This is a genomic window from Pseudomonas sp. TH10 (assembly GCF_016651255.1).
In the GTDB taxonomy this organism is placed as follows: domain Bacteria; phylum Pseudomonadota; class Gammaproteobacteria; order Pseudomonadales; family Pseudomonadaceae; genus Aquipseudomonas.
Genome location: NZ_JAEKEG010000115.1, coordinates 1 through 25828, shown reverse-complemented (window position 1 = coordinate 25828; position 25828 = coordinate 1). Strand labels below are relative to the sequence as shown.

Here is a 25828-nt window from a genome sequence, read left to right as displayed (position 1 = left end):
ACAAAATGGAACAATTGGCTCAGCCCAGCTCGACCCGATTGCGTCCTGCATTTTTTGCCCGGTACAGCGCCTGATCGGCTCTTTTCAGCACCAGATCGCTGTGTTCGCCGGGTTTGAACGAAGCCAGTCCCATTGAGATGGTGATCGTTACACGCTCGCCCTTGAAGTGGAACGGGCACGCTTCGATGGCCGCTCGCAGGGTTTCCAGCAACTTGGCGCCGACCGCGGGCGGGGTGGCTGGCAGCAGCAGGACGAACTCCTCGCCGCCGAAGCGAGCGATGAAGTCTGAGCCGCGCAGGCGTTTGCGCAGCACAGTGGCGATGATCTTCAACACCTTGTCGCCGGCCAGATGACCGTAGTTGTCGTTGATCCGTTTGAAGTGATCAAGATCGAGCATCGCCAGGCTCAGGGTGTTGCCGTGTTGTTGCCACTGCTTGATCTCGTGCTCAAGGCGTTCGCTCCACGCGGCGCGATTGGGCAGGCCGGTGAGCGGATCGATCAGGGCTTTCTGGCGTTGCACTTCAAGGTGTTCGCGGAAGCCTTGGGCTTCCTGTTCCATGTGCGCCACGCGTTCGGACAGGCCTTTGAGCCGCGCTGCGACTTCCTGTTCGCGGGCGTCGCGTTGTTTCTGGTGCTGATCCATGGTGCCGAGCAGGCCTTCCAGATGGTTTTCCAGCACTTGCTTGAGGTCTTCCAGATCCGCCGCTTCCTGCATGCTGGTCTGCAAACCGTCGACTTGTTCGCGGATCTGCGAGTCCATCGCCCGCGCCGCCGAGCTATTGTCGGCATGGCCATCGCTAGCCGCTTGCAGGTTGCTCTGAAATGTTTCGAGGCGTTCGTTGAGTTGCTGCAAATACACTTCGAATTCGTGCTGACCACTGTCGGTAATTGCCAGCATCAGAGTTGCCAGATCGTCGAGGATCGGGATCAACTCATACCAGTTCAATCCATTTTGCAGGCGCAGGCGCATGGCCTCGGCTTGCGGACGATGACGTTCGGGCAGTGTCAGGTCGTCAAGCAGGCCCAGTAACGTGTCTTCAATGTGCCTGGCCACCGAGCTGTAGGTGGGCTCTGGTGAGTCCGGAAGCGCGTAGAGCGTGTCTTGCTCAGGAGGTTGCGCATCGGCGACCGGAGTGTCGAGCGTGTCTGGAGAAGTGGGCACGTCTTCGACGGTGGGCGGTTCAGCGCTGGTCGGCGCAGACGTTTCGGTGGCAATTGCGGGTTGCTCAGGTTGCTCAGGCTCTTGTGGCGGCGGCGCTGGCGCAGGCTGTGCAGCATTTGATGCCGGTGCCGGTGCCGCTACTGGCACTGGCGCCGTAACCAGCGGGGGTTGCTGTTCAGTAGCTGCAGGTGGTTCCGGGGGGCTCGGCAGCGGGCGCCGCAATCACTGGTGCGCGTACTGGGGCCATCGCTGCTGGCACCTGCGCGGGAGCGGTGTCCTGCGCTTCACGGTTGCCAAAAAGGCGTTGCAACAAGCTTGGTCGTTCCGATTCCTCTGGGCTCTCAAGCCGGCTTAGCGCTTTACCCTGCAGCCCGCTCAACTCGCTAAGCAGCAGCGGCATCTCGCGAGCCTGGCCAACCCGTGCATCCAGTTGCTTGGCAAACTGCTTGAGGGGGCGACTCACTTCTCGCGGCAGCGGCAGTGTTTGCAACTGCGCGACCAGTGCCGTCAGTGCGGCGCTGGTTTGATTGACCCGAGTCTCGCGGCGTTGCTCGGAGTCGAGCACGGCTTTTTCCAGGCGTGGCAACAGGGCGGCGAGGCCGGCGTCCATGTCGTCAGTGCGCACCACGTCGCGCATCTCTTTCATGCACTGATCAACCACCTTGTCAGTGCCTTCAGCCGCCAGGGTGCTGCGCACCAGCCCGCGACGCAGCAAATCAAGGCGTGCGGCCCAACGCCGTTCGAGCTTGTCCTGGTTTTCGATGCTTTTGAGGTATTTCTCTTTCCAGCGCTGGGCGTCGTCGCTCATTCAGGGGTTCCGCGAGGGGCAGGACTCATCGCGGGCAATGCATCGGCCGTGAGCGAACCCGGCAGACGGATCTCTACCGCGACCGGCAGGTGATCGGAAATGGGTTGTGCCAGCACTTCGACTCTTTCCAGGGTCAGGGTCGGGCTGAGCAGAATATGATCAAGGCAACGCTGCGGGCGCCAGCTGGGAAACGTCGCTTCCAGTTGAGGGGCGAGCAGGCCGAGATCGCGTAACGGTGAGTGTTGTAGCAGATCGCTGGCATGGGTGTTCATGTCGCCCATCAATACTTGGTGTTTGTAACCACCGATCAGCTCGCGGATGTAGGCCAGTTGCAGGCTACGCGTCCGCGCCCCGAGCGCCAGGTGCATCATCACGACCACCAGCGCTTCCGGGCCTTCGCCGAAACGCAGCAGAATCGCCCCACGACCTTTCGGGCCGGGCAACGGGTGATCTTCAATCGCCCACGGTTTCAGGCGGCTGAGCACGCCATTACTGTGCTGGGCCAGTCGACCGAGGTTGCGATTGAGTTGTTGGTACCAGTAGGGGAAGGCGCCGAGGTGGGCCAGATGTTCGACTTGGTTGACATAGCCCGACCGGATGCTGCCACCATCGGCTTCCTGCAAGGCGACCAGATCGAAGTCACCCAGCAGGTCGCCGATCTTTTGCAGATTGGTAGCGCGCCCGGTGTGGGGTAGCAAGTGCTGCCAGCTGCGGGTCAGGTAATGCCGATAACGCTCGGTGCTGATGCCCACCTGGATATTGAAACTGAGCAAGCGCAGACGATGGTCTGCGGGCAAGCCCGTGGACGCCAGGTGATGCTCGTTGACCTGCGGATCATGCAGGCCAACGATGCGTTCAGACTTCCAGCGGCGCATGGCAGTTGCCGCGCTTAGTTGGCAGCAGCCTTGGTTGCCGCTCGCTCTTTGGCCACCAGTTGGTCGGCCAGTTGCAGGGCTTGTTCGGCACCACCGGCGGAGCCGATGTCGAAGCGGTACTTGCCGTTGACGATCATGGTTGGAACGCCAGTGATTTCGTACTTCTTGGCCAGTTCGCGAGCCTTGACGATCTGACCTTTGATGGCGAAGGAGTTGAAGGTGGCCAGGAACTTGTCCTTGTCGACGCCTTGGGTCGCGAGGAAATCAGCCATTTCCTGTGGGTCGATCAGCTTCTTGTGTTCTTTCTGGATGGCGTTGAATACGGCGTTGTGAACCTTGTGCTCGACACCCATGGCTTCCAGGGTCAGGAACATCTGGCCGTGAGCGTCCCACGGGCCGCCGAACATGGCAGGAATACGCACGAAGTTGACGTCGGACGGCAGTTTTTCAACCCAAGGGTTGATCACGGGTTCGAAGGCGTAGCAGTGCGGGCAGCCGTACCAGAACAGCTCGACCACTTCGATCTTGCCAGGCTCTGCCACCGGGACCGGGTTGGCCAACTCGACATAAGGGGCCGCAGGGGCTTCGGCGGCTTGAGCGGTCACGCCGAACAGGCTGGCAGCGACGAGAGCGGCGCTGATGATCAGATTACGCATGCTTTACTCCTGGACAATTTTGTTCGCCTCGCGCGACCTGTTTTCAGACAGGCCCTGGCGGGCATGAGTTCTGTAGTGTAACGGCAGCGGCCACAAAAAAGGGCGGCCCAAGCCACCCTTTTTATACTTGCTGCGACGGATTAATCGAGCGTTAACATTGCAGGAGATGTCCGCTCCTGTATTCGATCGCGCAAGCCGCCAGTAGGCGCTGCCGGAGGCTGCGATCTTCTGATCGTCAGCCTCGCTCAACACTCGATACGGCGCGCTTAGTGCAGACCCTGAATGTAGCTGGAGACCGCAGCAATGTCTTCGTCGCTCAGGCGCTTGGCGATGGTCTGCATGGTCATGGTGTCGCCATCGTTGGTGCGGCCGCCTTCTTCCTTGCGGAAATCGGTCAACTGCTTGGTGATGTATTGAGCGTGTTGGCCACCCAGATGCGGGAAGCCTGCGGCGGCGTTGCCGGCGCCGTTGGGCGAGTGGCAGCCGGTGCAGGCGGGCAGGCCCTTGGCCAGGTTACCGCCGCGGAACAGGGCTTCACCGCGAGCGACGATCTTCGGATCAGCCGCGCCGACGCTGCCTTTCTGGCTGGCGAAATAGGCGGCGATGTCGGCCAGATCCTGATCGCTCAGGTTGGTCAGCAGGCCGGTCATTTCCAGAACAGTGCGCTTGCCCGACTTGATGTCGTGCAGTTGCTTGGTCAGGTAGCGCTCACCTTGCCCCGCCAGTTTCGGAAAGTTTGGCGCCATGCTGTTTCCGTCCGGGCCATGGCAGGCTCCGCATACGGCGGCTTTCGCCTGGCCTGCTGCTGCATCACCGGCAGCATGAGCGAAACCTGAGATTCCCACGGTCAACAGCAGACTCACGATCAATTTGTTCATCAGCTAATCCAACTACGGCTAAGGGTTAAGTTATGGACCGGGCTTACTCGCTCATCCAAAGGATGATGGCTTGGTAATCCTCGGCACTGCAGTCCATGCACAAACCACGCGGCGGCATCGCCTTGAAACCCTGGGTCACGTGTTGCACCAGCGTCCCCATACCTTTCGCCAACCTCGGCGTCCAAGCTTCCTGATCGCCTCTTTCGGGCGCCGTTGGGAGTTGGCCGGAATGACAGGCACCACAAACACGGTTGTACACAGCTTCCGGATCCTGTGTAGCCTGTGCGCTGTAAAGCGGCATCAAGACTCCGGCAGCCAGCAGCCATTTCGTCATAAAACGACCTTTTCAGGGTTGAGAGCGTTCTGCGTTCTAATGCGCAATCAAGGTCTGTCGCTCTCGTGAACTTCATCCTACGCTGGGACAAAGCACACACAAAATCTGCGGCATTATATACTGGCGTCACTGAAACGGAAGCGACACCGCGTTCCGCGCCCAATCCCGGCGCCGCCCACATCGGAAATCCCATGCAACTCAAGAATCCCATCCTCGGCCTGTGCCAACAGTCCACATTCATGCTCAGTGCCGCCAAAGTCGATCAATGTCCCGACGACGAAGGCTTCGAAGTGGCGTTTGCCGGCCGTTCCAACGCCGGTAAATCCAGCGCGCTGAACACCCTGACGCATGCCAGCCTGGCGCGGACCTCGAAAACGCCCGGTCGCACGCAACTCTTGAACTTCTTCAAGCTAGACGATGATCGCCGTCTGGTCGACCTGCCGGGCTACGGTTATGCAAAAGTACCCATCCCGCTGAAGCTGCACTGGCAGCGTCACCTGGAAGCGTATCTGGGTGGCCGCGAGAGTTTGAAGGGATTGATTCTGATGATGGACATCCGTCATCCAATGACCGACTTCGACCTGCTGATGCTCGACTGGGCCGTTGCCGCCGGCATGCCAATGCACATCCTGCTGACCAAAGCGGACAAGCTGACCTACGGCGCAGCCAAGAACACCCTGCTCAAAGTGCAGTCCGAAATTCGCAAGGGTTGGGGCGATCTGGTCACCATCCAGCTGTTCTCGGCGCCAAAACGCATGGGCCTGGAAGAGGCCTACACCGTATTGGCCGGCTGGATGGAACTGGCTGACAAGGGTGCGCAAACGGCCGAGCAATAAATCGCACGCAAAAAAAGCCCCGGACTTCATTGGGGAGGGAGAATTCCGGGGTTTAAGTTCCGAACCGCTAGGGCGGGGTTCAGATATCTGCCAACACTTAACACAACATAGGAGCATCGAAGGGCTTCACCAGCCATTCAGTAACTCTGAGTAGTGTCCTTCCAGATTAGTTCAGATTTTTTTCAAAAAGCTTTGGAATAACCCCAAGAACATTGCGGTCTAACCCGCGAGGCCGCGACTAATTGCCGCGGTGCGGTTCCTGTGTAGAGAACTTGCTCTCGGCAATGGTCTAGCGATTCTGCGGGGCGCCAGATTATCTTCGGCGCCCTTCAGGTCTTTCGCGAACGAGCTCGCTCCTGCAGTATGGGGTGAATCGGGACTCAGTGAGCCTCATCCCAGTTGTTACCCACACCTACTTCGACCAGCAGTGGCACGTCCAGTTTCGCGGCATTGCTCATGTGCGTACGGATTTCTTCGCGAACCTGATCCACGAGATCCTCACGCACCTCCAGCACCAATTCATCGTGGACCTGCAGGATGACTTTGGCATCCAGGCCGGACGCGGTCAGCCAGTTATCCACCGCCACCATGGCTTTTTTGATGATATCCGCCGCGGTGCCCTGCATGGGGGCGTTGATCGCTGTGCGTTCCGCGCCTTTGCGCAGGGCCGGGTTCTTCGCGTTGATGTCCGGCAGGTACAGGCGGCGGCCGAAGATGGTCTCGACATAACCTTGCTCGGCCGCCTGGGCGCGGGTGCGCTCCATGTATTGCAGTACGCCTGGGTAGCGCGCGAAATAACGGTCGATGTACGCCTGGGACTGCTTGCGATCTACGCCGATCTGTTTGGCAAGGCCAAACGCACTCATCCCGTAGATCAGGCCGAAGTTGATCGCTTTGGCGCTGCGGCGCTGGTCGGTGGTGACATCGGCCAACTCGACGCCAAACACTTCGGCGGCGGTGGCCCTGTGCACGTCCAGATCATTGCGGAAGGCATGCAAAAGTCCTTCATCCTTGGCCAGGTGCGCCATGATCCGCAGTTCAATTTGTGAATAGTCCGCCGCCAGCAGCTTGTAGCCCTTCGGCGCAACGAACGCCTGGCGAATTCGCCGGCCTTCGGCGGTGCGAATCGGGATGTTCTGCAGGTTCGGGTCGATCGACGACAGGCGTCCTGTGGCCGCCACGGCCTGCTGGTAGGACGTGTGGATACGGCCGGTACGCGCATTGATTTGCTCTGGCAGCCGATCGGTATAGGTGCTTTTCAGTTTGCTCAGCGAGCGGTACTGCATCAGCACCTTGGGCAGCGGGTAATCCTGTTCGGCCAGCTCGGCCAGTACCGCTTCGGCTGTGGAGGCCTGACCCTTGGCGGTTTTGCTGAGGACTGGCAGACCCAGCTTTTCGTAAAGAATCACCCCCAGTTGCTTGGGTGAGCCCAGGTTGAACTCCTCACCGGCGATGGCAAACGCCTCGCGCTCAAGGGCGACGAGTTTTTCGCCGAGCTCAACGCTCTGGATGCCCAGCAGATTGGCGTCCACCAGCGCGCCCTGACGCTCGATGCGCGCCAGCACCGGCATCAGCGGCATTTCGATTTCGTCCAGGACCGTGCACAGGCTCGGTGTCGCTGCGAGTTTTTCCTGCAGGGCGAGGTGCAGGCGCAAGACCACATCGGCGTCTTCGGCAGCGTAGGGGCCGGCGAGTTCAAGGGAGATCTGGTCAAAAGTCAGCTGTTTGACGCCTTTGCCTGCGATCTCCTGAATGTCAGTCTTGCTCTGGCCCAGGTACTTCAGCGCCAGGCTGTCCATGTCATGGCGCGTTGCCGTCGAGTCCAGTACATAGGATTCGAGCATGGTGTCGTAGGCAATGCCCCGGACCATGATCCCGTTGCTCTGATCGCCACCAATGGCGCAGTTGGCCAGGATGTTGGTTTCGAACTTGGCGTGCTGGCCGACCTTGAGTTTGTGCGGATTCTCCAGCAGCGGCTTCAACGCCAGTAAAACACTGTCGCGATCCAGCTGTTCCGGGACGCCCATGTAGGAGTGGGTCAGGGGAATGTAGGCTGCTTCATTTGCGGCAACGGAGAAGGACAGGCCCACCAGTTGCGAGTGCTGCGCATCGCCGCCATTGGTTTCAGTAACAAACGCAATCAACGGAGCGTTGTTGAGCTTGTCCAGCCAGGCTTCGAAGCGTGCCTGGTCAAGGATGGTTTCGTATTGAGCTTCGACGGCGCCCGGCTGTTCCTGGGCAATTTCGACAATCTCCTGGCCCGAGCGCTTGGCCTCACGCTGGTTGTCTTCAAACCAGCTCTTGAATTCCAACAGGGTGTACAGCTCGTAGAGCTTGGCCGGGTCTTCTGCGCCCATTTGCAGGTCGTCGAGTTCGACGTCCAGCGGCACGTCGACCTTGATGGTCGCCAGTTGATAGGAGAGGAACGCCATCTCCTTGTGCTCTTCGAGCTTGGCCGGCAGGGTCTTGGCACCGCGAATCGGCAGGGTCGGGACGATATCGAGGTTTGCGTACAGCTCGGTGAGGCCGCCGTTGACGCCAACCAACAGGCCGGAAGCGGTCTTCGGGCCGATGCCCGGTACGCCCGGAATGTTGTCGGAGGAATCGCCCATCAGCGCCAGATAATCGATGATCTGCTCGGGTGCGACGCCGAATTTCTCCTTCACGCCGTCCACGTCCATCGAGCTACCGGACATGGTATTGACCAAGGTAATGTGGCCGTCGACCAGTTGCGCCATGTCCTTGTCGCCCGTCGAGATGATCACCGGGCGATCCGCCGCCGCGCTGCTGCGGGCGAGGGTGCCGATCACGTCGTCGGCCTCGACACCTTCCACGCACAGCAGCGGGAAGCCGAGGGCGATCACGCTCTGGTGCAGCGGTTCGATCTGCACGCGCATATCGTCGGGCATGCTTGGGCGGTTGGCCTTGTATTCAGCATACATCTCATCGCGAAAGGTCCCGCCCTTGGCGTCGAACACCACCGCGAACGGGCTGTCCGGGTACTGCTTGCGCAGACTCTTGAGCATGTTCAACACGCCTTTGACCGCGCCGGTGGGCAGGCCTTTGGAAGTAGTCAGCGGCGGCAGCGCGTGAAAGGCGCGGTACAGGTAAGAAGAACCGTCCACCAGGACGAGGGGGCTTGGCTCATGAGCAGGATCAACCTTTTCGGCGGGTCCGGCGCTAGAATAGCGGGACCGTTGACGACAAAGGGACAAGGTTATCATGCGTACGTTAAATCGCTTGCTGCTGGTCGGTCTGATTGCTGCCTCACCGTTGGCCGCGATGGCGGCGGATGATGCGCCCGCCTCGGAGCCGGAAGTTACTATCAACACGCACACGGAAGGTGACAAGGTCATCCAGGAATACAGCCGCAGTGGCTTCGTCTATGCGATCAAGGTCACACCGAAGGGTGGCAAACCCTATTTCCTGGTGCGCGCCGATGGCTCGGACGCGAACTACATTCGATCCGACCAGCCGGATATGCTGATTCCGTCGTGGGAAATCTTTACCTGGAAGTAAGTTTCCCGACTTTTAATCGGCGTCGCTGACAGCGACGCCTGAACTGAGCAGTTTTTAACCATGTCTGTGTTCACTCCCCTCGCTCGGCCCGAGCTGGAAACCTTTCTCGCCCCTTACGGGCTTGGCCGTCTGCTTGATTTCCAGGGGATCGCCGCCGGCAGCGAAAACACCAACTTCTTTATCAGCCTGGAGCAGGGCGAGTTCGTCCTGACCCTCGTCGAGCGCGGCCCGGTGCAAGAGATGCCGTTCTTCATCGACCTGCTCGACGTGCTGCACGCTGCCGACCTGCCGGTGCCGTACGCGCTGCGCACCACCGACGGCGTGGCGTTGCGTGAGCTGAAAGGCAAACCGGCGCTGTTGCAACCGCGTCTGTCTGGCAAGCACATCAAAATCGCCAATGCCCAGCATTGCGCGCAGGTCGGCGAGTTGCAGGCGCATTTGCACCTGGCGACCCAGGGCGAGCGCATGATCAAGCGCAAGACCGATCGTGGCCTGGACTGGATGCTGGAGGAGGGCACCGAGTTTCTTTCGCACCTGAGCAACGAGCCGCGTGCCTTGCTGCAGAAAGCGCTGGAGGAAATCACCGAGCGCAAAGACAAGATTCTCGCGCTGCCTCGGGCGAATATTCATGCCGACCTGTTTCGCGATAACGCGATGTTCGAAGGCACGCATCTGACCGGGTTGATCGACTTCTACAACGCCTGCTCGGGGCCGATGCTGTACGACGTGGCGATTGCCTTGAACGACTGGTGTTCGGACGAAGAAGGTTTGATCGATGGGCCGCGTGCCCGGGCATTCCTCGGCGCTTATGCGGCGCTGCGGCCGTTCACGGCGGCGGAGGCTGAGTTGTGGTCGACGATGTTGCGCGTGGCCTGTGTACGGTTCTGGCTGTCGCGGTTGATCGCGGCGGAGCAGTTTGCCGGGCAGGATGTGCTGATTCACGATCCGCAGGAATTTGAACAGCGTTTGGCGCAGCGGCAGCAGGTCAATACACCGCTACCGTTCGCCCTTTAACCCCATTATGTGCAGGAGCGCTTGCTCGCGAGGGTCGTCAACGATAACGCGGGGTGCCTGGCACCCCACATTGCTGCAGATTTCTTCGCGAGCAAGCTCGCTCCTACAGGGGTGGTGTTGCTTACAGTGACTCCAGGCATCCCGCCAGGTCGTTACCCAACTTCTCCAGCACCTGCTCATAACCCTGGGCCGTCGCCGGCGTATAGCCGCCCAACGCATCCAGCTCAGCCAGTTTCACCGGCAAACCCGCCACCAGGGTTTCGGCCAAACGCGGGCGCAACGGCGGCTCACTGAACACACAGGTCTTGCCCACTTCCTGCAGTCGCGTGCGCATGGCGGCAACGTGCTGGGCACCCGGTTGCACTTCGGCTGCGACGCTGAATACGCCGGTATGCTTCAGGCCGTAAGCCTCTTCAAAGTAATCGAACGCTTCGTGAAAAACGAAGTACGGCTTGCCTTCTACGCCTGCCAGACGCTTTTTCAAACGCACATCCAGTGCATCCAGACGCTCGTCGAAAGCCTTGGCATTGCTCTGATAGCGTTCGGCATTCGCCGGGTCGGCAGCGCTGAGGTCTGCGGCCATCTTGTCGGCGATCACCCGCGCATTGACCGGCGATAACCACAAATGTGCGTCCAGTGTGCCCGGACGGTGATCGTGATCATGTTCGTCGGCGTCTTCGGCGTAGGAATGGCTGTCTTCAGCGAAACGACGCAACTTCATCCCCGGCAGATCCTGCACCGCCGCGCTTGGCAACGTCCGACCGTTGAGCACACGCGGCAGGAAACCTTCCATGTCCGGGCCGATCCAGTAGAGCAGATCCACCGACTGCACCTTCCGTACGTCGGATGGCCGCAGAGCATAGTTATGCGGCGACGCACCCGGCGGCAATAACACTTCAGGGATCGCCACGCCGTCCTGCACCGCCGCTGCAATCAGCTGCAACGGTTTGATGCTGGTGAGGACTTTGACCTCGGCCTGAGCCGAACCGATCAACAGAAAACTGGCGACAAAAGCCACAAAAACAGAAAAAAGTCGGGACACGATGACCACTCAAGGAGGCGAGAACGGGTAACATAATAACGTCTCTATCAAAACTCGTCGCCGCCCATGCCTATCACACCGATTGCCAGCCGTCCCCACGACCACTCTCATTGCGTGCACAGCGCTTTGTCCGAGGCCGATACCTTGTGCGCCCAGAAAGGCCTGCGCCTGACTGCATTGCGCCGCCGGGTGCTGGAATTGGTCTGGCAGAGCCACAAACCGCTGGGCGCCTACGACATTCTCGCCGTGCTGAGCGAGCAGGACGGCCGTCGTGCCGCGCCGCCAACCGTCTATCGGGCGCTGGATTTTCTGCTCGAAAACGGCCTGGTGCACCGCATCTCCTCGCTCAACGCCTTCGTTGGCTGTGTGCATCCGGAGCATGCGCATCAGGGCCAGTTCCTGATCTGCCGTGATTGCCACGCCGCGATCGAACTTGAGCAAAAAGTGATCAGCGACGCGATCATCAACAGCGCCAAGGATGTCGGTTTCATCGTCGAAGCGCAGACCGTCGAAGTCGTCGGCCTCTGCTCCGGTTGCCAGGGGGCTTGATGAGCAACGCGCTGATCCGTCTGGAACAGGTCGCCGTCACGTTTGCCGGGCAGACCGTGCTGGACAACATCGAGCTGAGCGTCGAGCCGGGACAGATCGTCACCCTGATCGGGCCCAACGGCGCTGGCAAGACCACGCTGGTGCGCGCCGTGCTCGGGCTGTTGAAGCCGGACAGCGGCAGTGTCTGGCGCAAGCCGAAACTGCGCGTCGGCTACATGCCGCAAAAACTCCACGTCGATCCGACCTTGCCGCTGTCGGTGCTGCGCTTTTTGCGTCTGGTGCCGGGCGTTGACCGTCCGCGTGCGCTGGCCGCGTTGAAGGAAGTTGGCGCCGAACACGTTATTGACAGCCCGGTGCAAAGCGTTTCCGGCGGTGAAATGCAGCGTGTGCTGCTCGCTCGGGCGTTGCTGCGCGAGCCGGAATTGCTGGTACTCGACGAGCCGGTACAAGGCGTCGATGTTGCCGGCCAGGCCGAGTTGTACAGCCTGATCACCCGTCTGCGCGACCGTCATGGCTGCGGCGTGTTGATGGTGTCCCACGATTTGCATCTGGTGATGAGCACCACCGATCAGGTGGTGTGCCTGAATCGACACGTGTGCTGCTCCGGGCATCCCGAGCAGGTCAGCGGCGATCCGGCGTTTGTCGAGCTGTTCGGCAAGAACGCGCAGAGCCTGGCGGTCTATCACCACCATCACGACCACGCTCACGATCTGCACGGTTCGGTGGTCAGTACGGCCTCACCGGCCTCTACCCATGTTCATGGAGATAGCTGCAAGCATGGCTGATTTTCTGCTCTACGCCCTGCTTGCAGGCCTGGCCCTGGCGCTGGTGGCGGGGCCGCTGGGTTCGTTCGTGGTCTGGCGGCGCATGGCCTATTTCGGCGACACCCTGTCCCACGCCGCCCTGCTCGGCGTGGCATTGGGTTTTCTGCTGGATGTCAGTCCTGCCATTGCCGTCACCGTGGGCTGTCTGTTGCTCGCGGTGCTGCTGGTAACCTTGCAACAGCGCCAGCCGCTAGCGTCCGACACGCTTTTGGGAATTCTCGCACCGAGCACGCTCTCGCTCGGGCTGGTAGTACTAAGCTTCATGCATGAAGTGCGGATCGACCTGATGGCCTATCTGTTCGGTGACCTGCTGGCGATCAGCCCGACCGACCTGGCGTGGATCCTCGGCGGCAGCGCGGCGGTACTGGTGTTGCTGGTGACGCTGTGGCGGCCATTGCTGGCGGTCACCGTGCATGAAGAGTTGGCCAAAGTCGAAGGCCTGCCGGTGGCGGGGCTACGCATGGCGCTGATGCTGTTGATTGCGGTGGTGATCGCTGTGGCGATGAAAATCGTCGGGGTTTTGCTGATTACTTCGCTGTTGATCATCCCGGCGGCTGCGGCACAGCGTCACGCCCGTTCGCCAGAGCAGATGGCAGTGGGCGCGAGCCTGCTGGGCATGCTCGCCGTGTGTGGCGGGCTGGCGTTGTCGTGGTTCAAGGACACCCCGGCCGGCCCGTCAATCGTTGTGACGGCCGCCGCACTGTTTCTGCTGAGTTTTGTTCTGCCCCGTCGAGGGGTGTAGACTTGCTCGCTTTTTGCGCAATTAGAGAGTCGCAGGAATGAAGCCGTTCGCCTCCCGTTATCTGCTCCTTGTCGCATTTTCCGTGCTGCTGGGCGCCTGCCAAAGCACGCCGCCGGTGGCCGAAGCCCCCGATGCGCGAGCTACGGCCATCGCACAGCTGGAGCAAAGCCTGGCCAGCAGCGAACTGGCCACTGCCGAAGACCAATTGGCTGCTTTGCAGGCCGAGGCCCCGAATGACCAATCGCTCGAGCAGTACCAGCGTCAATTGGCCGAGGCTTATCTGCTGCGCAGCCGCATTGTGCTGCAAAAAGGTGATGTGAATGCTGCCGCCACGGCCCTCAGCCGGGCTCGGGCGCTGATGCCCAAGGCACCCGCGCTGACCGGCGGGGTCAATAATGCCATCGTTAATGCACGCAAGGCCGAACTGGATAAAGCGGAAGCGGCGCTCATGGCGGCCGAAGCCAAGCCAGCAGCCAAAGTCATCGACCCCACGGCCGAAAGCACCACGGTGGCGCTAAACCTGACAGATATGGCCAAGTTGCGCCGCCAATTGGACGCGATCGCTGCCGATGTGGTGAATTACGAGTGCGCAGTGAGCATTCAAGCGCCGCGTACCCAGGATTATCCGTGGTTGGCGACTTTATTGACCAAGCGGGTGAAGAAGCTTGATTCGGAGTTTGATCTGAAGCTGAAGAAGCAGATTCTGCGCAATATTCCTGCGCAGATGGTTTTGATTCCGCGTAAACCTTAAAAGCATCGCGAGCAAGCTCGCTCCTACAGTGGTTAGCGCTGATCACAGCATGTGTGTTCAGCCGTTAACCCTGTGGGAGCAAGGCTTGCCCGCGATGGCATCCTTACTAACGCAACAAATATTAAGCCGGAACCGCCTTGGCTTTTGGCTCACGATCCCAGACCCGATGTTGCCCGATCGCTGCAATAAACGGTTTGAACAGCTTCGTATCCGCTCCCACGATCAATCCCGCATCCGCCTCTAGCTTGAGCACGTCCAGCAACTGCTTGGCTTCGCCGTGCAAGGCGATCGCCTTCAGATGCTTGTAGGCTTCCAGCACGTAATGCAGCGCCACCCCATCGGTGCTCAAGGCCTTGATCGAGGCTGCGCCACCGGGCACGAACACCGCGTCAAACGCCACTGACGGCAAGCCTTCCATCGACGCATCCACCGGCAGTGTCTTGCCGTCAGCGGTCTTCACGGGTGCCGAAGTCGGCCCCAGCAGCTTGGCGTGCGCCCCTTCGGCTGCCAGCGCTTTTTTCAGCGCATCAATCGCTGCGCCATCGACACCGTTGGCCGCCAGAATCGCCACCTTGCGGCTTTTGATGTTGCCGGGCAGAAGGTTGGCCTGGCTGAGCGCGGGTGAGCGATCCAGCGAAGTCTTCGGCACATCGACCGTGCCGGCCTTGGGTGCCGGCAGACCCAGGTTGGCCGCCACACGCTTGGCCAGTTCCAGATCAATGTTGGCGAGAATCTCGTTCACTTCCCTCGCACGGATGAACTCACGTTCAACCTTGCCCAACTCGAAGCTGTAGGCGGCGATGATGTGCTCTTTCTCATGCGCGCTCATGCTGTTGAAGAACAGCCGCGCCTGGGAGAAGTGATCGCTGAACGACTCGCTGCGCTGGCGGATCTTGGCGGCGTCGATGCGTTCCGGATACGTCTCGAAACCTCCGTCCTGCGCGGCTGGCGGCGTTTCTTTCGGCCAGCCGCCGTCAATCGAGTTCGGCTCATAAGACGCACGACCCTTGTCGATCACCGTGCGGTGCTGGGCATCGCGCTGGCCGTTATGGAACGGCGCCACCGGCCGGTTGATTGGCAGCTCATGGAAATTCGGCCCGCCGAGGCGGCTGATTTGCGTGTCGGTGTAGGAAAACAGCCGACCTTGCAGCAGCGGATCGTTGGAGAAGTCGATGCCCGGCACGATGTGGCCGGGGCAGAACGCAACCTGTTCGGTCTCGGCAAAGAAGTTGTCCGGGTTGCGGTTCAGCGTCATTTTGCCCAGCGGCGTGATCGGCACGATTTCTTCGGGGATCAGCTTGGTCGGGTCGAGGATGTCGAAATCGAAGTCGTGCTCGTTTTCCTCTTCGATGATTTGCACACCCAGTTCCCATTCCGGGTAGTCGCCCATCTCGATGGCTTCCCAGAGGTCGCGACGGTGGTAGTCGGTGTCTTTACCGGCGAGCTTCTGCGCCTCGTCCCACACCAGCGAGCAAGTGCCGGCGGTAGGGCGCCAGTGGAATTTGACGAAGCGCGATTTGCCCTCGGCGTTGACCAGCCGGAAGGTGTGTACGCCAAAGCCTTGCATGCTGCGCAAGCTTTTCGGGATTGCCCGGTCGGACATCGCCCAGATAACCATGTGCGCCGATTCCGGCACCAGGGAGACGAAGTCCCAGAAGGTATCGTGGGCGGAACCGCCAGTCGGGATTTCGTTGTGCGGCTCGGGTTTCACCGCGTGAACGAAGTCGGGAAACTTGATCGCGTCCTGAATGAAGAACACCGGCATATTGTTGCCGACCAGATCGAAGTTGCCTTCGTCGGTGAAGAATTTCACGGCAAAGCCGCGCACGTCACGTACGGTGTCACCGGAGCCGCGTGGGCCCTGCACAGTGGAAAAGCGCACGAATACCGGCGTCTTTTTTCCCGGATCCTGCAGGAAACCGGCCTTGGTCAGCGCTGCATGGTTTTCGTAAGCCTGAAAGAAACCATGCGCGCCGGTGCCGCGGGCGTGGACGATGCGCTCGGGAATCCGCTCGTGGTCAAAGTGCGTGATTTTTTCACGCATGATGAAGTCTTCCAGCAGCGATGGGCCGCGGGCGCCCACCTTGAGGGTGTTCTGGTTGTCGGCGATCTTCACACCCTGGTTGGTGCGCAGGGCCTGACCGGTGGCGTCGGAGCGGAATTTTTCCAGGCTATCGAGTTTGGCGTTGGTGTTGCTGCGGTCCAGGGTATCGGTCCCGGCCAGTTCGCTTTTAGGTGTGGCAGGTTTCTTGGTACTCATCAGTCGTAAACTCCTCGTTGCGATCTCGTCCTAGCCGGACTTGTGAGCAATGTTCCAGGCACGGCACCTGGCGATTCTCGAGCTGCCTAATAAATGACTGGTGACTGTTTCAGCCGTTCCTTTTTTCTGACCTTTGATCGCGTTATTGCCAAATCGCTGGTTGAATGCGAAATAAATGCTAAGAACCTCTATACGGACAGGCTAAAATGCGCGCCCGGCTAACCGCTGATCCTTTTCTAACGCGCCCCACAAGGTTCGCTACGTGATCGAGTTTCAAAACGTCCACAAAACTTACCGCGTCGCCGGTAAGGACATACCCGCCCTGCACCCGACCAGCCTCTCGATCGAGAACGGTCAGGTCTTCGGCCTGATCGGCCATTCCGGTGCGGGAAAAAGTACCCTGCTGCGTCTGATCAATCGCTTGGAAGACTCCAGCGGCGGCAAGATCTTCGTCGACGGTGAAGAGGTCACTGCGCTGGACGCCAGCAGCCTGCGACGCTTCCGCCAACAGGTCGGGATGATTTTCCAGCACTTCAATCTGCTGGCCTCCAAGACCGTGGCCGATAACGTCGCGCTGCCCCTGACTCTGGCCGGCGAGCTGTCGCGCAGCGAGATCGACCAGCGCGTGGCCGAATTGCTGGCGCGGGTCGGGCTGTCCGATCACGCCAAAAAATACCCGGCTCAGTTGTCTGGTGGGCAGAAGCAGCGCGTTGGCATCGCCCGCGCCCTGGCCACCAAGCCGAAAATTCTGTTGTGCGACGAGGCCACCAGCGCCCTGGACCCGCAAACCACTGCGTCGGTCCTGCAGTTGCTGGCTGAGATCAATCGCGAGTTGAAGCTGACCATCGTGCTGATTACTCACGAAATGGACGTGATTCGTCGGGTCTGCGACCAGGTGGCGGTAATGGACGCTGGTGTGATCGTCGAGCAGGGCTCGGTTGCCGATGTGTTCCTGCATCCCAAGCACCCGACGACCAAGCGCTTTGTGCAGGAAGACGAGCAGATCGATGAAAGTGAACAACGCGACGACTTCGCCCATGTCCCAGGCCGCATCGTGCGTCTGACATTCCAGGGCGAAGCGACCTATGCGCCTTTACTGGGTACTGTCGCTCGCGAAACGGGTGTGGACTACAGCATCCTCGCCGGCCGCATCGACCGCATCAAAGACGTCCCTTATGGGCAACTCACTCTGGCCGTCACCGGTGGCGACATGGAGGCGGCATTTGCCCGCTTCACCGCGGCTGACGTTCACATGGAGGTGCTGCGCTAATGGAAGCCCTGACAAGTTTCTTCTCCAACATCGACTGGTTCGAAATCTGGCTGGCCACTGGCGACACGCTGCTGATGCTCGGCGGTTCGCTGCTGTTCACCGTGCTGCTGGGCCTGCCGCTGGGCGTGTTGCTGTTCCTTTGCAGCCCGCGTCAGTTGCTGGAAAACCGTGGCTTCTACGCGTTCATGTCACTGGCGGTGAACATCCTCCGTTCGCTGCCGTTCATTATTCTGTTGATCGTGATGATCCCGTTCACCGTGCTGATCACTGGCACGTCGCTGGGCGTGGCTGGCGCGATTCCGCCATTGGTCGTGGGTGCGACACCGTTCTTCGCGCGTCTGGTGGAAACCGCGCTGCGTGAAGTCGATCGCGGCATTATCGAAGCGACCCAATCGATGGGCGCAACCACCCGGCAGATCATCATGAATGCCTTGCTGCCTGAGGCCCGTCCGGGCATCTTCGCGGCGATTACGGTGACGGCGATTACACTGGTTTCCTACACGGCGATGGCCGGTGTGGTTGGCGCCGGTGGCCTGGGTGACCTGGCGATCCGCTTCGGCTACCAGCGTTTCCAGACTGACGTGATGATCGTCACCGTGGTGTTGCTGCTGATTTTGGTGCAAGTGTTGCAGATGGTCGGTGATCGACTGGTCGTACACTTCTCGCGCAAATAACCGGTTTTTGTAACTTAGAGATGAGCCGGCCATTCGCTGGCAGGCGCCGGAACGGGCGCTTTGAAAAGGAGTTAGCTGAATGAAAAAACTGATCGCTGCTATTGCTGCCGTTGCAGCATTCTCGGCCCACGCCGAAACACTGACCGTTGCCGCCTCCCCAGTGCCGCATGCGGAAATCCTCGAGTTCGTGAAGCCGGCACTGGCCAAAGAAGGCGTGGATCTGAAGGTCAAGGTCTTCACCGACTACATTCAGCCAAACGTTCAGGTCGCCGAAAAGCGTCTGGACGCCAACTTCTTCCAGCACCAGCCGTACCTCGATGAGTTCAACAAGGCCAAGGGCACCCACTTGGTTGCCGTGACCGGTGTGCACCTCGAGCCACTGGGCGCCTACTCCAGCAAGATCAAGGATCTGAAGGACCTGCCAAGCGGCGCCAACGTGGTGATCCCGAACGATGCCACCAACGGCGGCCGTGCGCTGTTGCTGCTGGCCAAGGCAGGCGTGATCACCTTGAAGGATCCGAAAAACATCCTGTCGACTGTCAAAGACATCGCGCAGAACCCGAAAGACCTGAAAATCCGTGAACTGGAAGCCGCGACCATCCCGCGCGTGCTGACTCAGGTTGACCTGGCGCTGATCAACACCAATTACGCGCTGGAAGCCAAACTCGATCCGTCCAAGGATGCGCTGGTGATCGAAGGCAATGATTCGCCGTACGTGAACATCCTGGTGTCCCGCGAGGACAACAAGGACAGCGACGCGATGAAGAAACTGGCCGCCGCCCTGCACAGCCCGGAAGTGAAGCAATTCATCACCGAGAAGTACAAAGGCGCGGTATTGCCAGCGTTCTGATCTAGCGGCCAAAAGCAAAAGATCGCAGCCTTCGGCAGCGCCTGCACAAGCATCGGTATCGACCCGATTACGTAGGAGCTGGCGCAGGCTGCGATCTTTTTGTGCCTGAAAAAACTATTGGCGTTTGAGCATCACCGGCAACTGCGCCACCAGCTTCACATTATTCAACGGCGCCCGAATAAACCCGCGCTGCGTCCCATCCGGGCCAATCACCGCCAGGTTGCCGCTGTGATCCACCGTGTAGTTTGGCTTGGTGGTATCTGCCGGGATGAACGGGATGCTCACCGCATTGGCGAATTTTTGCAGGTCGGCGATCGAGGTCGGCGTCAAGCCGATGAACTGCGGGTCGAAGTAGCCCAGGTACTGCTTCAACTGCTTGGGGTTATCGCGGTTCGGGTCAACGCTGACGAGCACGATTTGCAACTTGTCCACAGCGTCTTTGGGCAGTTCACTCTTGATCTGCCGCAGTTGCGCCAACGTGGTCGGGCAAATGTCCGGGCAGAAGGTGTAGCCGAAGAACAGCAGGCTCCACTTACCTTTCAACTCATTGATCGCGACCGGTTTGCCGTCCTGATCGGTCATCGTCACGTCGGGCAGGTTACGGCTTTGCGGCAGCAGGATAATGCCGGCATCGATCAACGCAGTCGGGTCGCCCTGGCCCTTGCCGCTCAGCACTTTGTTGACGGTCAGGCCGAGGATCAGCGCGATCACGGCAACGAGGATGAAGACGGTTTTCTGGGTTCGAGTCATAGGTTCAACAGTAAGTAGTGGTCTACGAGCAGGGCGATGAACAACAGGAACAGGTACCAGATAGAGTACTTGAAGGTGTTGATCGCCGCGTGCGGCCGAGTGCCACGGTACAGCACCACGGCCCATTGCAGAAACCTTGCGCCCAGGCCAAGCGCACAAATCAGGTAGAGCGCGCCGCTCATGTGGATCACGTACGGCAGCAGACTCACCGCCAGCAGGGCGAAGGTGTACAGCAGAATGTGCACTTTGGTGTAGTGCTCGCCGTGGGTCACCGGCAGCATCGGGATGTCGGCCTTGGCGTATTCCTCTTTGCGATGAATCGCCAGCGCCCAGAAGTGCGGCGGCGTCCAGGCGAAGATGATCAGCACCAGCAACAGCGGTTCGGCGCTGACGTGGCCGGTGGCGGCAGTCCAGCCGAGCAGTGGCGGCGCGGCGCCAGCGAGGCCGCCGATGACGATGTTCTGCGGCGTCGCGCGTTTGAGGAAACCGGTATAGATCACCGCATAACCCAGCAGTGAGGCCAGCGTCAGCCACGCCGTCAGTGGATTGGTGAAGGTCAGCAACAGGGCCTGACCGAGCAGCGCCAATACCAAGGCAAAAGTCAGCGCCGCTGCAGGTGAAACCCGGCCTTCGGCCAAGGGTCGTTTGTGCGTGCGCGCCATCACCGCATCGATGCGCCGATCCACCACATGATTGACCGCCGCCGCACCGCCGGCACACAACGCAATCCCCAGATTGCCGAACACCAGCACCGTCCATGGCACCCCGGCGCGGGTCGCGAGGAACATGCCGACCAGCGAGGTGATCAGCATCAGCACCACGACTTTCGGCTTGGTCAGCTCCAGATAATCACGCCAGATCGCCTGATGCGGACGTTCGCCAATCAGAATCGCCACGGCGTTTCTCCTTTTATTGTGATGGGCGCGGCTGCGTGTTTACGCGGGCTCAGGCGCCAACGGGCGAGCACCGGTTGTCTGACCCGGACCAGACTGGTGCGCGCGTGATAGTTGACCAGCACCAACGTCAGCAGCAGTGCTGCGCCGCCGGCGTTATGCGCGACGGCCACCGGCAATGGCAGGTGGAACAGCACGTTGCTGATGCCCAGGGTGATCTGGGCGGCGAGCGCGACCAGCACCAGCCCCGCCAGCCGGGTCATGCCGACGACCTTGAGTTGCCACGCCAGGCCGAGCAATATAAGGGTTACCAGCAACGCGCCGATTCGGTGGGTCAGGTGAATCGCGGTGCGGGCATCGCTGTCCAGTTGTCCACCCAGGTAGTTCGGGCCGATGTGTTGGGTCAGGTGAAAACCGTTGGCAAAGTCTGCGGGCGGCAACCATTGGCCGTGGCAAGTCGGGAAGTCGATGCAGGCGACCGCCGCGTAGTTGGAACTGACCCAGCCACCCAGCGCGATCTGCCCGATCACCAGCAGCAAACCAGCGGTTGCCCAGTGCTGCAGGCGTCGTGGCACGGTCAGCGCCGGCAATACACCGGACAATCTCAGCGTCAGCAAAAACAGCAGACTCAAGGTCGCAAAACCGCCGAGCAAATGCCCGGTGACCACTTGCGGCCAGAGCTTGAGCGTCACCGTCCACATGCCGAATGCCGCTTGCGCAAACACCACGGCCAGCAAAAAAAGCGGCAATTTCAATGGCTGCCCCGGATGACGACGGTTGACCCACGCGCGCCCGGCCAGAATCGAAATGAGCATGCCGAGGGTGCCGGCGAAGTAGCGGTGGATCATCTCGTTCCAGCCCTTGTGCGCCACCACGGGCGAGTCGGGGTAATGCAGTTCGGCATGGGCCAGCTGGGCTTCGCTTTTCGGCACGCTGATAAACCCGTAGCAGCCCGGCCAGTCCGGACAGCCAAGACCGGCGTGGGTCAGGCGGGTGTAGGCGCCGAGCAGCACCACAATCAGTGCCAGCAGGGTGGCAAACAGCGCGAGGCGAAATCCAGGTTTGGCCATGACGATGCCCTTATCCGATGTTCGACAGTTTCAGCAGGTGACGCAGGTCGTTGAGCAGATCCTTGCCTTTCACATTCGGCTCGTAACGCAGCACGAGATTGCCGTGCGGGTCGATGATCCACAGCTGCGGCACGGCGTGGTCACCAGTGGTCTTGCTGAACGTGGTCAGGTCCATGGGATAACGTTGCAGTTGTGGGTATTCGCGGCTGAGCTTGGCCTCGTAATCGGCGCTGACCGGTTGCGCAACGGCGAGCGCGTGGCTGGCGCGCCCGGCATCGCGACCCAGACCGATCTGAATCTGCCGCGCGAGGTAAACAAGCTGCTGGCAATCCACCGCGCAATCCTTCGGCGCTGTGACCAGCATCTGCCAGCGCTCATCATCAGCCTGCACGCCAAGGTCGGCGCGGGTCTGGCCATTGCCGATCAGTTCGCCGTGGTAGCTGCGGCCGTCCGGCACCCAGAACTGTAATTTGTACATGCCGGTGGCGAGGATCATCGGGCCGATCACGCCGAGCAGGATCAGCAACAGTTGAATGCGTCCGCGACGACGACTGGTGGCAGGTTTCGCCTCAGACATGCTGGGTGGATTCATGGCCGTTCCCATGGTGTTTCTCCTTTGCGTTGTGCAAGCCCAAATAGACGTAGAGGCCGAGCAGGGCGGTGGCCATGGCGAACCACTGCACGGCGTAACCAAGGTGTTTTTCCGGGCCCATGGCGACCACCGGCCAATCGGCCTGGTAGGTCCCGGGACCCGGTTCTGCACGTAATTCGTAAGGGAAACCATCACGCTCCAATGCTGCCCAGAGCTTCGCCGGCTCAACCGCTGTCACCAGTTGCGGCCAGGTGGTGGTGGCCGGGTCGGCGTGAAGCTGGAAAGTAGCGCCCGGAGCAACGTAGACCCAGGCGGTGAGGTTCAATACTTCGCCTGGCGTGGTGAATTGCGCGGGGATGCGCCGGTCCGGCCAGGGCAGCCAACCGCGATTGACCAGCAGCCATTGGCCGCTGGCTTGATCCTGAAACGGCTGCAGCAACTCGACCCCGACCTTGCCGTCCCGTTGGCGGTTATCCAGCAGCAGGCTGTGCGCGGCATCGAACTGGCCACGCAGCACGACCCGGCGGAAGGCAGGATCCTCAGTGTGCTGTAATGCAGTGCTGGCCATCGGTTGCGCCACCCGGCGCTCGGCATAACTGTTCAGCAGCGCGCTTTTTCCGCGCCGCGATTCAGTTGCCAGAAACCGAGCGAGACCAGCAGTGGCAGCAACAAGGCCACCACCAAACTCGGCACGATACCTGGCCGGAAGCGCTTCATGACGTCGCCAGAATGTCGGTAGTCGCGATAGCTATACTCAAGTGCATCGCATTTCCCCTGGAGTCTCACCATGCTCAAAGCAGCCATCGTCCTGATGCTGATTGCCACGGTTGTCAGCCTGTTCAGCGGCCTGTTTTTTCTGGTCAAGGACGACAGCAGCTCGAACCGTCTCGTCATTGCCTTGAGTGTTCGTGTAGCCCTGGCCGCCATTACCGTCGGCTTGATCGCCTGGGGATTCTTCAGCGGCCAGCTGGTGTCTCACGCGCCTTGGTGATGCCTCAAAGTACGTAGACGAAGATGAACAAGCCGATCCACACCACGTCGACGAAGTGCCAATACCAGCTCGCCGCTTCGAAACCGAACTGATGCTCGGCATCGAAGTGGCCCTTCATGATGCGCATCAGCATCACGAACAGGATTATCGTGCCCATGGTCACGTGGGCGCCGTGGAACCCGGTGAGCATGAAGAACGTCGCGCCGTAGATGCCCGAACCCAGTGTCAGGCCCAGTTCCTTGTAAGCGTGGATGTATTCTTCAGCCTGGAAAAAGAGGAACGCGCAGCCCAGCAGCACGGTAATCGCCAGCCAGATTTTCAGCGCGCCGCGATGGCCCTTCTTCAAGGCGTGGTGGGCGATGGTGACGGTCACGCTGGAACTGACCAACAACACCGTATTGAGCAACGGCAGGCCCCATGGGCTGATGACGTCTTTCGGTGGCGGGAACAGTTTCGGATCCGGGGTGTGCAGCAGCGGCCAGGTGAACTGGAAGTTTGGCCACAACATATGCGCGATGCCTTTCGGCCCTTCACCGCCGAGCGCCGGCCCGGAGATGTGCCGCACGTAAAACAGCGCACCGAAAAACGCAGCGAAGAACATCACCTCGGAGAAAATGAACCAACTCATGCCCCAGCGGAACGAGCGATCCAGCTGCGAGCTATAGAGGCCCGCGCGGCTTTCCTTGATCACCGCACCGAACCAGCCGAACAGCATGTACGCCAGCAGCAGGCCACCGACGAAAAAGATCAGCGGGCCGTGGGATTCCGGGCGCGCAGCTTTCAGGTCGTTGAACCAGGTCGCCAGGCCGAACACGGTGACGAACATGCCGACCGTGGCGATGATCGGCCACTTGCTCTGGGAAGGTACGTAATAGTGCTCATGAGTTGCCATTTATTGTTCTCCTTATCGGGCACGCTCAGCCGCCAGTGTTTACAGCTACCGGGGGATGTCGGGCGGTGATATCGAACAGCGTGTAGGACAGCGTCAGGTGCTTCACATCCTTGGGCATGTCACGGTCAACAATGAAACGTACCGGCATCTCGATCCGTTCACCGGGCTGCAGCACTTGCTGGGTAAAGCAGAAACATTCGGTTTTGTGGAAGTACGCTGCCGCAGCGCTGGGCGCGATGCTGGGCACGGCCTGGGCGCTCATCGGGCGATCGGTAGGGTTGTGGGCGATGAAGATCATCTCGTTCACCGCACCGGGGTTGGCGGTCAACTCATCGTGCTTGGGATAGAAGTCCCAGGACATGTCGGCGGAGTTGGTCGACAGGAACTGCACGCGTACCTGGCGAGACAGATCCACCGTCTGTTCACCTTCGTACTGTCCGGAAGTTTTGCCATTGATGCCGAATGCCTTGCACATCACGTCGTAGATGGGCACCAGGGCAAACCCGAAGACGAACATTGCCACCACCACCATCAGCAGGCGGGTGACCAGTTTTTTCATCGAAATCGAGTCAGCCATGATTCCAACTCCATACCGAGACCCCTGTGGGAGCTGGCAAGCCAGCTCCCACAGGAATTCGCGCAAGGCCGAGGGTGTTCATTTCACTTCCGGCGGTGTGGTGAAGGTGTGGTATGGCGCCGGTGACGGCACGCTCCACTCAAGGCCTTCGGCGCCATCCCATGGTTTGGCCGGTGCTGGCGGGCCGCCGCGGATGGTCTTGATGACGATGAACAGGAAGAACAGCTGCGTGGTGCCGAACATGAACGCGCCAATCGACGAGACCATGTTGAAGTCGGCGAATTGCAGGTTGTAGTCCGGAATCCGTCGTGGCATCCCCGCCAGACCGACGAAGTGCATCGGGAAGAAGGTCAGGTTCATGCCGACGAAGGACAGCCAGAAATGCAGCTTGCCGAGGGTTTCGTCGTACATGTGACCGGTCCATTTCGGCAGCCAGTAGTAGGTAGAGGCGAAGATCCCGAAGATCGCCCCCGGCACCAGCACGTAGTGGAAGTGCGCGACCACGAAGTAGGTGTCCTGGTACTGGAAGTCTGCCGGGGCGATGGCCAGCATCAGCCCGGAGAAACCGCCGATGGAGAACAGGATCACGAACGCCACGGCAAACAGCATCGGTGTCTCGAAGGTCAGCGAGCCTTGCCACATGGTGCTGGCCCAGTTGAACACCTTGACCCCGGTCGGCACGGCGATCAGTAGCGTGGCGTACATGAAGAACAGTTCGCCCACCAGCGGAATGCCGACCACGAACATGTGGTGCGCCCAGACGATGAACGACAGGAAGGCGATGCTCGCCGTGGCGTAGACCATCGAGGTGTAGCCGAACAGCGGTTTGCGCGAGAAGGTCGGGATGATCGAGCTGACGGCGCCGAAGGCCGGCAGGATCATGATGTACACCTCGGGATGCCCGAAGAACCAGAACACGTGCTGGAACAACACCGGATCACCGCCCCCGGCCGCACTGAAGAAGCTGGTGCCGAAGTGGATGTCCATCAGCATCATCGTCACGCAACCGGCCAGCACCG

Annotated in this window: 25 protein-coding genes and 2 pseudogenes; 11 read left to right on the top strand and 16 right to left on the bottom strand. The window is 60.3% G+C overall.

Annotation, left to right across the window (positions count from 1 at the left end):
- Nucleotides 1–19: 19 nt before the first annotated feature.
- The 5 genes and pseudogenes from JFT80_RS17850 to JFT80_RS17830 all read right to left on the bottom strand — a co-directional run bounded on the left by JFT80_RS17850 (nucleotide 20) and on the right by JFT80_RS17830 (nucleotide 4713).
- Nucleotides 20–1970: pseudogene (locus tag JFT80_RS17850) on the bottom strand (diguanylate cyclase).
- Nucleotides 1967–2845: an endonuclease/exonuclease/phosphatase family protein gene (locus JFT80_RS17845; protein WP_201148755.1), complete on the bottom strand. Its 879-nt coding sequence runs from the start codon at nucleotides 2843–2845 to the stop codon at nucleotides 1967–1969. Before JFT80_RS17845 ends, JFT80_RS17850 begins: the two are co-directional and overlap by 4 nt.
- A 14-nt stretch (nucleotides 2846–2859) precedes the next feature.
- The gene (locus tag JFT80_RS17840) at nucleotides 2860–3501 is read right to left on the bottom strand and encodes a thiol:disulfide interchange protein DsbA/DsbL (RefSeq protein ID WP_201148754.1); all 642 of its coding nucleotides are present in this window, start codon (nucleotides 3499–3501) and stop codon (nucleotides 2860–2862) included.
- Nucleotides 3502–3767: 266 nt separating this feature from the next.
- The gene (locus JFT80_RS17835) at nucleotides 3768–4379 is read right to left on the bottom strand and encodes a cytochrome c (RefSeq protein WP_095113107.1); all 612 of its coding nucleotides are present in this window, start codon (nucleotides 4377–4379) and stop codon (nucleotides 3768–3770) included.
- Nucleotides 4380–4422: 43 nt separating this feature from the next.
- Entirely contained in the window at nucleotides 4423–4713 is a 291-nt protein-coding gene (locus JFT80_RS17830; protein ID WP_201148753.1) for a cytochrome c5 family protein, read from the bottom strand.
- Nucleotides 4714–4904: 191 nt separating this feature from the next.
- Between JFT80_RS17830 and yihA the strand changes: the two genes are divergently transcribed.
- Nucleotides 4905–5549 carry a ribosome biogenesis GTP-binding protein YihA/YsxC gene (gene yihA / locus JFT80_RS17825; RefSeq protein WP_201148752.1) on the top strand — a complete coding sequence of 215 codons (645 nt, stop codon included), beginning with the start codon at nucleotides 4905–4907 and terminating at the stop codon, nucleotides 5547–5549.
- Nucleotides 5550–5929: 380 nt separating this feature from the next.
- On the opposite strand, the gene polA is transcribed toward yihA, so the two are convergent.
- Nucleotides 5930–8677, bottom strand: a complete 2748-nt coding sequence (gene polA, locus JFT80_RS17820; RefSeq protein ID WP_201148762.1) for a DNA polymerase I — start codon at nucleotides 8675–8677, stop codon at nucleotides 5930–5932.
- 94 nt (nucleotides 8678–8771) lie between these two features.
- Between polA and JFT80_RS17815 the strand changes: the two genes are divergently transcribed.
- Nucleotides 8772–9068: a DUF2782 domain-containing protein gene (locus tag JFT80_RS17815; protein WP_122593142.1), complete on the top strand. Its 297-nt coding sequence runs from the start codon at nucleotides 8772–8774 to the stop codon at nucleotides 9066–9068.
- A 60-nt stretch (nucleotides 9069–9128) separates the two neighbouring features.
- Nucleotides 9129–10082 (top strand): homoserine kinase, encoded by a 954-nt coding sequence (locus tag JFT80_RS17810; protein WP_201148751.1) that lies wholly within the window; start codon nucleotides 9129–9131, stop codon nucleotides 10080–10082.
- A gap of 121 nt (nucleotides 10083–10203) precedes the next feature.
- On the opposite strand, the gene JFT80_RS17805 is transcribed toward JFT80_RS17810, so the two are convergent.
- Nucleotides 10204–11124 (bottom strand): zinc ABC transporter substrate-binding protein, encoded by a 921-nt coding sequence (locus JFT80_RS17805; protein ID WP_201148750.1) that lies wholly within the window; start codon nucleotides 11122–11124, stop codon nucleotides 10204–10206.
- A gap of 66 nt (nucleotides 11125–11190) precedes the next feature.
- Here JFT80_RS17805 and JFT80_RS17800 point away from each other — a divergent pair, with 66 nt between their 5' ends.
- The 4 genes from JFT80_RS17800 to JFT80_RS17785 are packed head-to-tail and all read left to right on the top strand — an operon-like array spanning nucleotide 11191 to nucleotide 13990.
- Entirely contained in the window at nucleotides 11191–11673 is a 483-nt protein-coding gene (locus JFT80_RS17800) for a Fur family transcriptional regulator (RefSeq protein ID WP_007911760.1), read from the top strand.
- Nucleotides 11673–12458: a zinc ABC transporter ATP-binding protein ZnuC gene (gene znuC, locus JFT80_RS17795; protein ID WP_201148749.1), complete on the top strand. Its 786-nt coding sequence runs from the start codon at nucleotides 11673–11675 to the stop codon at nucleotides 12456–12458. The genes JFT80_RS17800 and znuC overlap by 1 nt, the downstream gene beginning before the upstream one ends.
- Nucleotides 12451–13239 carry a zinc ABC transporter permease subunit ZnuB gene (gene znuB / locus JFT80_RS17790; RefSeq protein WP_201148748.1) on the top strand — a complete coding sequence of 263 codons (789 nt, stop codon included), beginning with the start codon at nucleotides 12451–12453 and terminating at the stop codon, nucleotides 13237–13239. Before znuC ends, znuB begins: the two co-directional genes overlap by 8 nt.
- Before the next feature lie 37 nt (nucleotides 13240–13276).
- Nucleotides 13277–13990: a PA5502 family lipoprotein gene (locus JFT80_RS17785; protein ID WP_201148747.1), complete on the top strand. Its 714-nt coding sequence runs from the start codon at nucleotides 13277–13279 to the stop codon at nucleotides 13988–13990.
- A 121-nt stretch (nucleotides 13991–14111) separates the two neighbouring features.
- On the opposite strand, the gene katE is transcribed toward JFT80_RS17785, so the two are convergent.
- Nucleotides 14112–16250 carry a catalase HPII gene (katE, locus tag JFT80_RS17780; RefSeq protein ID WP_201148746.1) on the bottom strand — a complete coding sequence of 713 codons (2139 nt, stop codon included), beginning with the start codon at nucleotides 16248–16250 and terminating at the stop codon, nucleotides 14112–14114.
- A gap of 262 nt (nucleotides 16251–16512) precedes the next feature.
- On the opposite strand from katE, the gene JFT80_RS17775 reads away from it, so the two are divergent.
- The 3 genes from JFT80_RS17775 to JFT80_RS17765 all read left to right on the top strand — a co-directional run bounded on the left by JFT80_RS17775 (nucleotide 16513) and on the right by JFT80_RS17765 (nucleotide 19044).
- Nucleotides 16513–17520, top strand: a complete 1008-nt coding sequence (locus JFT80_RS17775; RefSeq protein ID WP_201148745.1) for a methionine ABC transporter ATP-binding protein — start codon at nucleotides 16513–16515, stop codon at nucleotides 17518–17520.
- Nucleotides 17520–18194, top strand: a complete 675-nt coding sequence (locus JFT80_RS17770) for a methionine ABC transporter permease (protein WP_201148744.1) — start codon at nucleotides 17520–17522, stop codon at nucleotides 18192–18194. Before JFT80_RS17775 ends, JFT80_RS17770 begins: the two co-directional genes overlap by 1 nt.
- Before the next feature lie 79 nt (nucleotides 18195–18273).
- Complete coding sequence (locus tag JFT80_RS17765) at nucleotides 18274–19044, top strand: MetQ/NlpA family ABC transporter substrate-binding protein (RefSeq protein ID WP_201148743.1); 771 nt, start codon at nucleotides 18274–18276, stop codon at nucleotides 19042–19044.
- Nucleotides 19045–19158: 114 nt separating this feature from the next.
- Here the strand turns inward: JFT80_RS17765 and JFT80_RS17760 are convergent, their stop codons facing one another.
- From JFT80_RS17760 to JFT80_RS17740, 5 genes and pseudogenes are all read right to left on the bottom strand, one after another.
- Complete coding sequence (locus JFT80_RS17760; RefSeq protein WP_201148742.1) at nucleotides 19159–19794, bottom strand: SCO family protein; 636 nt, start codon at nucleotides 19792–19794, stop codon at nucleotides 19159–19161.
- Nucleotides 19791–20690, bottom strand: a complete 900-nt coding sequence (cyoE, locus tag JFT80_RS17755; protein WP_201148741.1) for a heme o synthase — start codon at nucleotides 20688–20690, stop codon at nucleotides 19791–19793. Before cyoE ends, JFT80_RS17760 begins: the two co-directional genes overlap by 4 nt.
- Entirely contained in the window at nucleotides 20678–21757 is a 1080-nt protein-coding gene (locus tag JFT80_RS17750; protein ID WP_201148740.1) for a heme A synthase, read from the bottom strand. Before JFT80_RS17750 ends, cyoE begins: the two co-directional genes overlap by 13 nt.
- Nucleotides 21758–21767: 10 nt before the next feature.
- Complete coding sequence (locus tag JFT80_RS17745) at nucleotides 21768–22361, bottom strand: hypothetical protein (protein WP_201148739.1); 594 nt, start codon at nucleotides 22359–22361, stop codon at nucleotides 21768–21770.
- A pseudogene (locus tag JFT80_RS17740) lies at nucleotides 22327–23066 on the bottom strand (SURF1 family protein). The gene JFT80_RS17745 and the pseudogene JFT80_RS17740 overlap by 35 nt, the downstream one beginning before the upstream one ends.
- A 70-nt stretch (nucleotides 23067–23136) precedes the next feature.
- Between JFT80_RS17740 and JFT80_RS17735 the strand changes: the two are divergent.
- On the top strand, nucleotides 23137–23340 hold the full coding sequence (locus tag JFT80_RS17735; RefSeq protein WP_008064738.1) for a twin transmembrane helix small protein: 204 nt from the start codon (nucleotides 23137–23139) through the stop codon (nucleotides 23338–23340).
- Nucleotides 23341–23344: 4 nt separating this feature from the next.
- Here the strand turns inward: JFT80_RS17735 and JFT80_RS17730 are convergent, their stop codons facing one another.
- The 3 genes from JFT80_RS17730 to JFT80_RS17720 form a co-directional block, all read right to left on the bottom strand.
- Complete coding sequence (locus JFT80_RS17730) at nucleotides 23345–24232, bottom strand: cytochrome c oxidase subunit 3 (RefSeq protein WP_201148738.1); 888 nt, start codon at nucleotides 24230–24232, stop codon at nucleotides 23345–23347.
- Nucleotides 24233–24257: 25 nt separating this feature from the next.
- A complete protein-coding gene (locus JFT80_RS17725; RefSeq protein ID WP_045059099.1) occupies nucleotides 24258–24809 on the bottom strand; it encodes a cytochrome c oxidase assembly protein in 552 nt (183 codons plus the stop codon).
- 78 nt (nucleotides 24810–24887) lie between these two features.
- Nucleotides 24888–25828 (bottom strand): cbb3-type cytochrome c oxidase subunit I (locus JFT80_RS17720; protein WP_201148737.1); only part of this gene is annotated, 941 nt, incomplete at its 5' end.